Source organism: Microcystis sp. LE18-22.4A (assembly GCF_027531105.1).
GTDB lineage: Bacteria > Cyanobacteriota > Cyanobacteriia > Cyanobacteriales > Microcystaceae > Microcystis > Microcystis aeruginosa.
Window position 1 is genome coordinate 1 of record NZ_JAPZRB010000087.1, and the last position, 10,300, is coordinate 10,300.

Here is a 10,300-nt window from a genome sequence, read left to right on the forward strand (position 1 = left end):
TCCGTGACATCGGTAAATACTTCTTTGTCTAAAAAAGTAATCGAGTCCCTATCTAAATAATCGATTAATTGAGGAAAAAATAACTCAATAAATTCGACAAAAAAGGTGGAGATTAACTCCTTAAATAAGCGATCATGGTCAGTATTATTAGTCATGTAATATCATCTTAACTAATCTGAGCGATGAATGACTACTCTTCTCTATTATATTCTGAAAAGTCGGTTTTGGCAACAGATTGTTATGACTTTACCCCTTTAACCTAGGAGCATAGGGGGATGCTTCCCGCAAAAAACCCACAGAAAACAGGTTTCTTCAAGAAACCCGTTTTCCAGAGAGTTTAAACATCAATTGGTCGATTTAAAGAGTGGTTTTCCTTCCGGTAATCGCCTAATTTTTCCCGACTCATCCCGTTCTACTTCTGCAAAAACATAGTTGCCATTACTATCTTGCTTTAAGCATAATTTCCCAGCTATTTGTTCATAAAGAGGTGGACAAAATTGAGGGATTCCTCCAAATTCTACTACCTCACCCCCTAGTTCTTGTAAGATAGGACATAAGATGAGATTTTCTTCCTCATCAAAGACCAAATTATGAGTATTCGGATCTCGTAAAGGGAGAGGATAAATCGGTAAACCCATCGAACTCGTCAAAGCCTTTCCTGCTGCATCCCTAACTGGCTCTAAAAAAATTGGCTTTCCTTGAGAATTCTTAACAATTTCTTGAGTTTTTATATCCCTTAAAACAATTGTTCCAGTCGGTATAACTTCCTTTTCTCTTAGCCTTAAATGAGCCTGGTGTAAATTTGGTAAATTCGTCCCCGATATGTTAAAATGTTTTGTATATTGAATCGCTGCCTTAACAAAGCCCAAGCGTTCTAATAATACCTGAATCCCTTGCTGATCTATACTGATTAATAAGTCAATATCGCTAACCTTTAGTTCTTCCGCTTTAGCGATCGCCGCTTTAATCAACAAATTAATCGTGTCTGGTTTGCGGTGCTTTTCTTTAACATACATCCCCAAAACTGCACCCACACGACGGGGAATGAAAGGATTTTCCCACATTTCCAAAGCAGAAATCTGGGGAGGTGGGGTCTCATCATAAACATAAGTAAAGAGAAACCCGACGATTTGCTGCTCATATTCCAAGACAAAACCGAAAGATAGCGGTTTTTTAAGCTGATACCTCACATATCCTTCATAGTCAAAATCAGGTTTCAGATTCATCGAGGGATCAGCTTGCGATCGCCTTTGAGCAAAATCTCGCCAAAGAGGAGCGATCGCTATTGCATCTTCAGGTCTAGCTAGTCGTTGATGATACATAGTTTCGCCAAGATTATGCTTGTTTTCCATACTATATTCTGACAAGTCTGCTTTGGCAACAGATAAGTAGTCACTGATAAATGATAACTGGTAACTGATATTACAAAATTACCACCAGTTTGTAAAGCCCCAATTTCCTCGCCAATTTTCTTGCCACGTCTATTCCCCGTAACTCCATATTACTTATTAAAGGCATGGTTCTTTCCTCCTCAAATTGTTTAATTTTACTCTCTAAACTTGACTGTAATTCAGGGGATAAAGTCATCATATTTTCATTTCAAACAGTTTAATTATCTGTTCCCTCTCGAACTCCTTTTCATACAATCCCCTGATTAACTTCCACTTCCACTGTTCCCGTTGTGGCAGCTTCCCAGTAGTTGCTTTTGTTTTCAGGTGTGCCATGACGATTATAGCAAAGGGATTGCTACTTGCTTCCAATTAGTCACTGATAACTGATAACTGATAACTGATAACTGAATAGAGTTTGTCAGCAAAACGTTTTTTTGTCTTAAAGTCCAGAAAACGGGTTTCTTCAAGAAACTCGTTTTCTAGAAAAACGCTTCAAAATACTCGGTTAAAGCTTCTTTCCAGGGTTCATCATAATTGGCGGTTGTTCGGTTCATTTGAGTTGTCCGCTTACTTCTAGGGTATGAAGCACAATAGCGTAACGCACCAATTTAATAATAGAGGTGGTGCGTTACGGCGGATTGTTAATTTTGTTTTTTTGACGGAATTGATAGCCGCAAACACTCAGCCTACACTCTTTTGGCATACTGTTTCTTGAGAACAGGTATAACGCCTAGTAGGATAAATAAACCTATATTTAGACTGGGTTCAGGTATAGTTACAGTGTAATTTGCGGGGACAATAGGAACAATTTGAATGAATTGACTTGGATTAGTTGTATCATTAGCGGCTAAGGTTCCATCAGCAAAAATTGTTTGACTCAAATCTACATTTAGGATTAAATTAGAGCTACCTTTTCCAATAACTTGAAAGTGCATTAAGCTAAATTGTTCTGGTTGATTCAGTCCCAAGAGTGAACCTAAACTGGTAGGAGGAAAAGATGCTCCCCCTAAGTCGGTAATTGTCCCATTAATGTTATTTAAGGTTCCTCCTCGAAAGAGAGGAAATTTAGAAGTAACTAAGGGACTATTATCATCAACTGGATTAAAAGGAATGTCAATATTTTGGATTTTGTTGGCTTCAAAATTGAGATTGATAGCACTACCAGTTAATCCGATAGGATTACTATGAATATCCCTCATTAAGACTTGCACAAAAAAGCGATCGCCTATATTTAAGGGATTATTTTGATTAAGGAATCCACCGGGGGTTCCTGCGATGTCTTCTATCAGATTAAATTCAACGGCTAAATTAGGCATAATTTTCTGTCAATTTGTGAATGGATAAGACGAAATCAGGTTGTAGATCACTCCTAGCACTCGTAGGGTGTGAAGTGCGATAGGGTAATGCCTCAATTTAATGATAGAGGTGGTGCGTTACGGCGGATGGTTAATTTTAGTTTTTTGACCTAACGCACCCTACACTCTATTGTTGCCAGAAATTTAGGTTAGATCAAGCTTAGTCCGTAGTCAGAAGTTAAGACTAAGAAGTCACCTAAATTGATTCCACCGTCTCCATTAATATCAGCAGTGGGATCGTATTTAGAACCACCAATACTACTGTTGAAAGCGGCTTGTAATGGTGCTAAGTCACCCCGATCTACTTTACCATTGTAAGTAATATCGCTGTTAAAGGTTGATTTACCAGTTAAGGCGACATCATAGGCTGTGTTATTGATGGCGTTACTGTGAATAACTAAACCATCATTGAGGTTAAAGCTTTCTCGCGCTGCGGTGGGTGCATAAGTTAATTGAACACGCCAAGTTTGTCCCGGATTGAGTAAGATATCTCCCTGACTGAAATCAGCGTTAGTGGTAACGTTGGAGGCTTTAACTTCTATGTTGGAAATGGCGAGAATATCTTCGTCGTTAACTCCTGTATTGGTGATGTCAATGTATCGGAATGTATCGGCAAATTTGGGACGAACTAGGTTACTGTTACTCCAACCTTGACGATATTGTGAGAGGGGAGTCCCGAAAGTAATCGCGTTTTTATCAATAGATATCCTTTGTTCTGGAATATTGGTAACATTGACGGTGAGTTGTTTCTCATAAGACAAACCGCCTTGGTCTGTGGTTTTAACCAGAATACTGTAATTATTCTGGGTTTCGTAGTCTAAAAGTCCGTTAACTTTAAGTTGATTTCCGTCGATGGTAAAGAGACTGTTATCAGTTGAACCTGTCCCAGTAACTAAGCTATAGCTAAAGGTATTACCCGTATCAGGGTCAGTAGTGGTGAAGTTACCGATGAGGGTATTCAGGGGTGAATTTTCCGCGACGGTATTGTTAGATAGGTTGAGATTTGTTGGGTTTTCGTTGACATCGCTAACACTGACGGTTAGTTGTTTTTCATAGGACAAACCGCCTTGGTCTGTGGTCTTAACCCGGATACTGTAATTATTCTGGGTTTCGTAGTCTAAAAGTCCGTTAACTTTAAGTTGATTTCCGTCGATGGTAAAGAGACTGTTATCAGTTGAACCTGTCCCAGTAACTAAGCTATAGGTGAAGGTATTACCCGTATCGGGGTCAGTAGTGGTGAAGTTACCGATGAGGGTATTCAGGGGTGAATTTTCCGCGACGGTATTGTTAGATAGGTTGAGATTTGTTGGGTTTTCGTTGACATCGCTAACACTGACGGTGAAAGTAGTTTCAGGTGAATCTTTATAACCGTCAGAGGCTTTAACCCCTAAGGTATAGACGGTGGGACCAGTTTCATAATCAATGATACTTGACCCGGCGGCGGTTAGGGTAATTTCCCCAGTGGCCGAATTAATGGTAAATAAAGGGTTATTGTTGTTGTCTGTGGGGACAGTCAATAAGGAGAAAGTTACCGCTTGTCCGGTTTTGTTGTCATCGGTGGCGTTAACGGTGGTAACTAGGGTATTAGCGGGACTAAGTTCGGGTAGATTTGTCGTTGTGATCGCATCTACAATTGGTGCATCATTAATATTGAGGGTGGTTTGGATTTGGGTGATGCTGTTAGGATCAATTACACTACCATCACTGTAACCAGTTTGGTTGGGATCAAGGTTGATTACCAGTTGGGAGTCGTCTCTGGTTCCGTTAACTTGGAAACGAAGCAAACTAAAGGTAGAGAGTTGGTTAACTCCAATAGCAGAACCTTCTCCAGTTACAGGAAAAGCCGCACCACTAAGGTTAGTAATTAAACCGCTGCTATTGTCTAGTGTGCCAAGCCGAAATAGGGGAAAGTTGGGGGTAACTAGGAGACTATTGGGATCGGTGGGATCGAAGGGGTTATCATTATTTTGGATGACATCAGCAGCGAAGTTAATATTCAGGGAGGCTGCAATTAATCCAAGGGCGTTATTACGGATGTCACCGAGTTGGATTTCGACAAAGAAGCTAGAGCCTTTGATAATATTATCGGTGATAATATTACCCGGGGTGTTGTTGTTGTCTTCTAGGAGGATTAATTGGAAGGTGAAGGGGTTTTCGTTGACATCGCTAACACTGACGGTGAGTTGTTTTTCATAAGACAAACCGCCTTGGTCTGTGGTTTTAACCCGGATACTGTAATTATTCTTGGTTTCGTAGTCGAGAGGAGTATTAGTTTTGAGTTGATTTCCGTCGATGGTAAAGAGACTGTTATCAGTATCTCCTGTCCCAGTAACTAAGCCATAGGTGAAGGTATTACCAGTATCGGGGTCGGTAGTGGTGAAGTCACCGATGAGGGTATTTAGGGGTGAGTTTTCCGCGACGGTATTGTTAGATAGGGTGACATCTGTGGGAGATTCATTGACATCATTGAAGTCACTCACATCAATAATTTGCAATCCGCCTGCACCAGGAGAGTTTGAACCGGCGGCATAAGCGTAATTGCCGACTACTTGCACATCACGGACTTTATACGCATATGACAAAGGAGAGTAAAAGTTTTTATAATTACCTTTGATAGTGGGATTAGTAGGGTTGCTGATGTCGATGATTTGTAGTCCATAACCCCCCCAACCCCCCGACTGGGCAGCTAGATATGCGTAATTCCCTACTACTTGCACATTAGCAGCCTCGCCGGAACTATAATAATTGCCTTTTAATATGGGGTTGGTGGGATTGCTGATGTCGATGATTTGCAATCCTGAATCCCAATCAGCTACATAAGCATAGTTACCGACTATTTGCACACCAAAAGCATAAGAAGTATCATAACTGCCTTTTAAGATGGGATTAGTGGGATTGCTAATGTCGATAATTTTCAGTCCCGACTCTCCATCAGCTAGATATGCGTAATTTCCTACTACCTGTAAACCAAAAGCAGGGTCAGAATCATCATCATAACTGCCTTTTAATGTGGGGTTTGTGGGATTGCTGATGTCGATGATTTGCAGTGATGAAGCCCCATTATTAACCAGATATGCGTAATTTCCAACTACTTGCACACGAAGAACCGCACCAAAATTAGCATAATTGCCGATGAAAGTGGGATTACTAGGGTTACTGATGTCGATGATTTGTAGTCCTGAACTCCCATCAGCTATATAAGCGTAATTCCCCACTACTTCGACACCATAAGCAGCGTCAGTATCATAATTGCCTTTGAAAATGGGGTTAGTGGGGTTGCTAATGTCGATAATTTGCAGTCCTGAAGTCCAATCAGCCAAATATGCGTAATTCCCCACTACTTTCAAATCCCAAACCCATCCTGGAGTATCATATTTGCTGATGAAAGTGGGGGTAGGGGGGTTGATATCGTCATTAATTGTTCCCGTCACTGTGGTGGTTGTCCCCACTGTATAACCAGTCCCCGAAGCGAGGGTTAAAGTTACAGTTTCATCCGGGTCAGCTATATTATCTACTGTCGGGTCAATTGTTACGGTAGCATTATTAGCATTAGCGGCGAAAGTCACTGTCCCTGTTGTCCCATTAAAACTCGCTGCACCGGTTTGGCTGTAGTCTGTATTAAGGGTAGCTGTCCCCCCAACTGTATAGTTAACTGTCAAAGCATTAGTTGTTACACCGTCGCGGTAGAAGAAGTAAGCTAAGTTGGTTGTCCCATCTTCGGTAACAAGACTAGGAGAAACCTGAAGGGTAACACGGGTATCATCATTGAGAATCGTTCCCGTCACTGGAGTAGTTGTCCCAACTGTATAGTCAGTCCCAGAAGTGAGGGTTAAGCTGACGGTTTCGTCATCTTCAACTGTGGTATCTGCTGTGGGGTCAATTGTTACAGTTGCAGTCGCAGAATTAGCAGCGAAAGTCACTGTCCCTGTTTCACTTGAGTAATTTGGGAAACTGGCTGCACCGGTTTGACTGTAATCTGTGTTAAAGATGGCTCTTTTCCACCAGTCTGTATCATCGACTGTTGTAAAATTGACCGTCAAAGGATTGGTTGTGTCTCCTGTGCGGGTGAAGGTATAAACGAGATTAGCTGTCCCATCTTCAGTAACACTGGTGGTGGAAACTGCTAAGGTGACACTTGGTAAAGGCGATGGGTTATTGAAGCCACTTACATCAATAATCTTCAAACCGTCAAAATAATCAGCTACATAAGCGTAATTGCCGACTACTTCCACACCTAAAGCAGAGTAGCCAGAAGTAATATAATTATCCACAAGGGTAGGAGCGGCTGGATTGCTGATGTCGATGATTTGCAGTCCTGACCCATCAGCTACATAAGCATAGTTGCCTACTATTTGCACATCAGAAGCAAAGCCAGAAGTATCATAATTACCGACAAAGGTGGGAGCGGCTGGGTTGTTGATATCGATGATTGTTAGTCCTGACGGCCCATCAGCTACATAAGCGTAATTGCCGACTATTTGCACACCTGAGGCATTGCCATAAGTATCATAATTACCCACAAGAGTGGGAGTATCTGGGGTGCTGATGTCGATGATTTGCAGTCCTGAAACCTCATTAGCCACATAAGCGTAGTTGCCTACTATTTGCACACCTAAAGCATAGCCAGAAGTATCATCATAATTACCGACAAAGGTGGGAGTATCTGGGTTGCTGATGTCGATGATTTGCAGTCCTGCTGACCAATAATCAGCTACATAGGCATAGTTGCCTACTATTTGCACATCATAAGCATAGCCATAAGTATAAGGATTATAATAATTATAATAATTACTCACAAAAGTGGGAGCGGCTGGGTTACTGATATCGATGATTGTTAGTCCCGACGGCCCATCAGCTACATAAGCGTAATTGCCGACTATTTGCACACCTGAGGCATTGCCATAAGTAGTATGATTACTCACAAGAGTAGGTGCGGCTGGGTTGCTGATATCGATGATTTGCAGTCCTGAAAACCCATCAGCTACATAAGCATAGTTCCCCACTACTTTCACATCATTAGCAGAGCCAGAAGGATTATAATTATCCACAAGGGTAGGAGCGGCTGGGTTGCTGATATCGATGATTGTCAGTCCACCCCCTCCATCAGCAACATAGGCATAGTTACCGACTATTTCCACATCCTCAGCATTGCCATAAGTATCATAATTACCCACAAGAGTGGGAGTAGTCGGGTTGCTGATGTCGATGATGTCGATGATTGTCTCTCCTGACCAATCCCAATAATCAGTTACATAAGCGTAGTTGCCGACTATTTCCACATCATAAGCAAGGCCAGAAGTATCATAATTACCCACAAGAGTGGGAGCGGCTGGGTTGCTGATGTCGATGATTTGTAGTCCACCCCCTCCATCAGCCACATAAGCGTAGTTGCCGACTATTTCCACATCCTCAGCATTGCCATAAGTATCATAATTACCCACAAGAGTGGGAGCGGCTGGGTTGAAAATCTCGAAGATTTGCAGTCCTGACCAATAATCGGCTACATAAGCATAGTTACCGACTATTTCCACATCATAAGGAAGGTCAGAAGTATAATCAATATCCACAAAAGTGGGAGCGGCTGGGTTGCTAATGTCGATGATTAGCAACCCTCCATCAGCCACATAAGCGTAGTTGCCTACTATTTCCACATCATAAGAATTGGCAGAAGTATCATAATTACTGACAAAGGTGGGAGTATCTGGGTTACTGATATCGATGATTGTCAGTCCTGAATACAAATCAGCTACATAAGCATAGCTACCGACTATTTGTACATCTTGACCATCGGAAATATCGTAATTCCCCTTGAAAATCGGGTCACTGGGATTACTAATATCAATGATTTCTAGTGTATCCCCCACCGCGTAGGCGTAGTTACCTACTACTGTCACCGCATTGGCAAAGCTTAAACGATCCCACCTTCCAACTAAAGAAAGAGCAAATACTCCCTCATAAGTCGCTAAAGTCTCCCCATCAAACGCCAAGGAAATATTCAAATCTTGCTCACTTTCAGGGCGAGAAACTATTACCTCTAACTCCCAATTTCCTCCCCCTCGACTACTTCCCGTAGGAGTCGCTGAAGCCATCACCGTCGCACCTGTCAACTGATGCAACTTCTCAATAAATTCTTCTCCTGCATCTCCCGCCGCGACCTGACAACCGTACAGTAGAATACGATTAATCTTTGCCCAATTCTGTAACTGTTGGCGGTAATCGTAAATATTTGTTAAATTAAGTTGACAATTTCCCAAATATAAGCACCCCGGCGCACCATGGGAAACGAGGTGAATCGTGGTAATCTGGGGATTTTGTTGTAAAAAAGCGGATATTTGTTCGATTCCGTCTTGATTGGCAGAGAGAATAACGGTGGCGACTTCTGGAATTACTCCAGCTTGGAGACTTTGATAATCGGTAACACCAGCATCGAGGAAAACTACGGACTGGTTGAGATTGGTTTGGCGAGACATAATACAAGGGTTCCTGGTGAGTGGTGTAGGGTGGGCAATGCCCACAATTTGCTTGGCTATTATTTATTCAGTCGAGTCAGCCTGTTTTCCGCAAACTCAGCCAGTCTAGGTTAGGCTTGAAGACTGTCAAACCATCAATTAATCGTTTCTACCATCTTGAGAGCGTTTTTTTCTACCGTCAATAGGATATAAAATATGCTTATTTTTTTTTTTTTTTCTCATCAGGTTTATTCATGAATCAGGAAAAATCAAATTAGGTAATCTGGGGATTTTGTTGTAAAAAAGCGGTGATTTGCTCGATTCCGTCTTCCTTGGCAGAGAGAATAACGGTGGTGATTCCAGAGATTACCCCAGCTTGTAGGGTTTGATAATCGGTAACATCAGCATCGAGGAAAACTACAGTATTTAACTCCGGTGCGGTTAAACCTTGATTTCTCGCACTATTCACCTGATTAACTTGACTCAAGCCATCAGATTCAGCAAAATTGAATAAAATATGGTCAACAGCAGGAAGAATCGGCAAAAAGGGAAAAGTCATGACATTAACTGCAACAGAAAGAAAACGGGTTTCTCAAAGAAAACGGGTTTCTAAATAGTTTCTTGAAGAAACCCGTTTTCTAAAGAAGTTCTAGGATTGGATTTTTGCCAAAGACTGCTTAAATTCTGCGAGAGAATTAGCGGTAGCTGCTAATTTTAGTAGCTCTTCTAAGATAGTAGGGTTAGTCATTTTGCCGATTATCTCTTCAATTTCTGAAGAAATTTGTCCAAACCGCACAGTTAAAACTGTTTTTATGGCATCGCGGCTTTTTTCTAGCACCCCAATTTCTTTACCGCGTTCCATTCCTCGTAACTCCATATTACTCATTAAAGGCATGGTTCTTTCCTCCTCAAATTGTTTAATTTTACTTTCTAAACTTGACTGCAATTCAGGGGATAAAGTCATCATATTGTCGATGATTTCAAACAGTTTAATTATCTGTTCTCTCTCGAACTCCTTTTCATATAATCCCCTGATTAACCTCCACTTCCACTGTTCCCGTTGTGGCAGCTTCCCAGTAGTCGCTTTTGTTTTCAGGTGTGCCAT

The 10,300-nt window shown here is 41.6% G+C and carries 4 protein-coding genes and 3 pseudogenes; all 7 read right to left on the reverse strand.

From position 1 onward, the window contains the following. A pseudogene (locus O9295_RS03940) lies at positions 1 to 155 on the reverse strand (flagellar assembly protein H); the annotation flags it as partial. A 189-nt stretch (positions 156 to 344) separates the two neighbouring features. After that, the gene (locus tag O9295_RS03945; RefSeq protein WP_288031868.1) at positions 345 to 1,352 is read right to left on the reverse strand and encodes a GNAT family N-acetyltransferase; all 1,008 of its coding nucleotides are present in this window, start codon (positions 1,350 to 1,352) and stop codon (positions 345 to 347) included. 89 nt (positions 1,353 to 1,441) lie between these two features. Beyond that, a pseudogene (locus O9295_RS03950) lies at positions 1,442 to 1,945 on the reverse strand (hypothetical protein); the annotation flags it as partial. A gap of 132 nt (positions 1,946 to 2,077) precedes the next feature. Then, positions 2,078 to 2,707 (reverse strand): PEP-CTERM sorting domain-containing protein, encoded by a 630-nt coding sequence (locus O9295_RS03955; RefSeq protein ID WP_288031869.1) that lies wholly within the window; start codon positions 2,705 to 2,707, stop codon positions 2,078 to 2,080. A 188-nt stretch (positions 2,708 to 2,895) separates the two neighbouring features. Continuing rightward, complete coding sequence (locus tag O9295_RS03960) at positions 2,896 to 9,216, reverse strand: DUF4347 domain-containing protein (protein WP_288031872.1); 6,321 nt, start codon at positions 9,214 to 9,216, stop codon at positions 2,896 to 2,898. A gap of 253 nt (positions 9,217 to 9,469) precedes the next feature. Next, the gene (locus tag O9295_RS03965) at positions 9,470 to 9,754 is read right to left on the reverse strand and encodes a DUF4347 domain-containing protein (RefSeq protein ID WP_287731603.1); all 285 of its coding nucleotides are present in this window, start codon (positions 9,752 to 9,754) and stop codon (positions 9,470 to 9,472) included. 90 nt (positions 9,755 to 9,844) lie between these two features. Beyond that, positions 9,845 to 10,300: pseudogene (locus O9295_RS03970) on the reverse strand (transposase); the annotation flags it as partial.

Coding starts and splice junctions, on each gene's coding strand:
- O9295_RS03945 (WP_288031868.1), bottom strand. CDS start 1,352: ATGGAAAACAAGCATAATCTTGGCGAAACTATGTATCATCAACGACTA.
- O9295_RS03955 (WP_288031869.1), bottom strand. CDS start 2,707: ATGCCTAATTTAGCCGTTGAATTTAATCTGATAGAAGACATCGCAGGA.
- O9295_RS03960 (WP_288031872.1), bottom strand. CDS start 9,216: ATGTCTCGCCAAACCAATCTCAACCAGTCCGTAGTTTTCCTCGATGCT.
- O9295_RS03965 (WP_287731603.1), bottom strand. CDS start 9,754: ATGACTTTTCCCTTTTTGCCGATTCTTCCTGCTGTTGACCATATTTTA.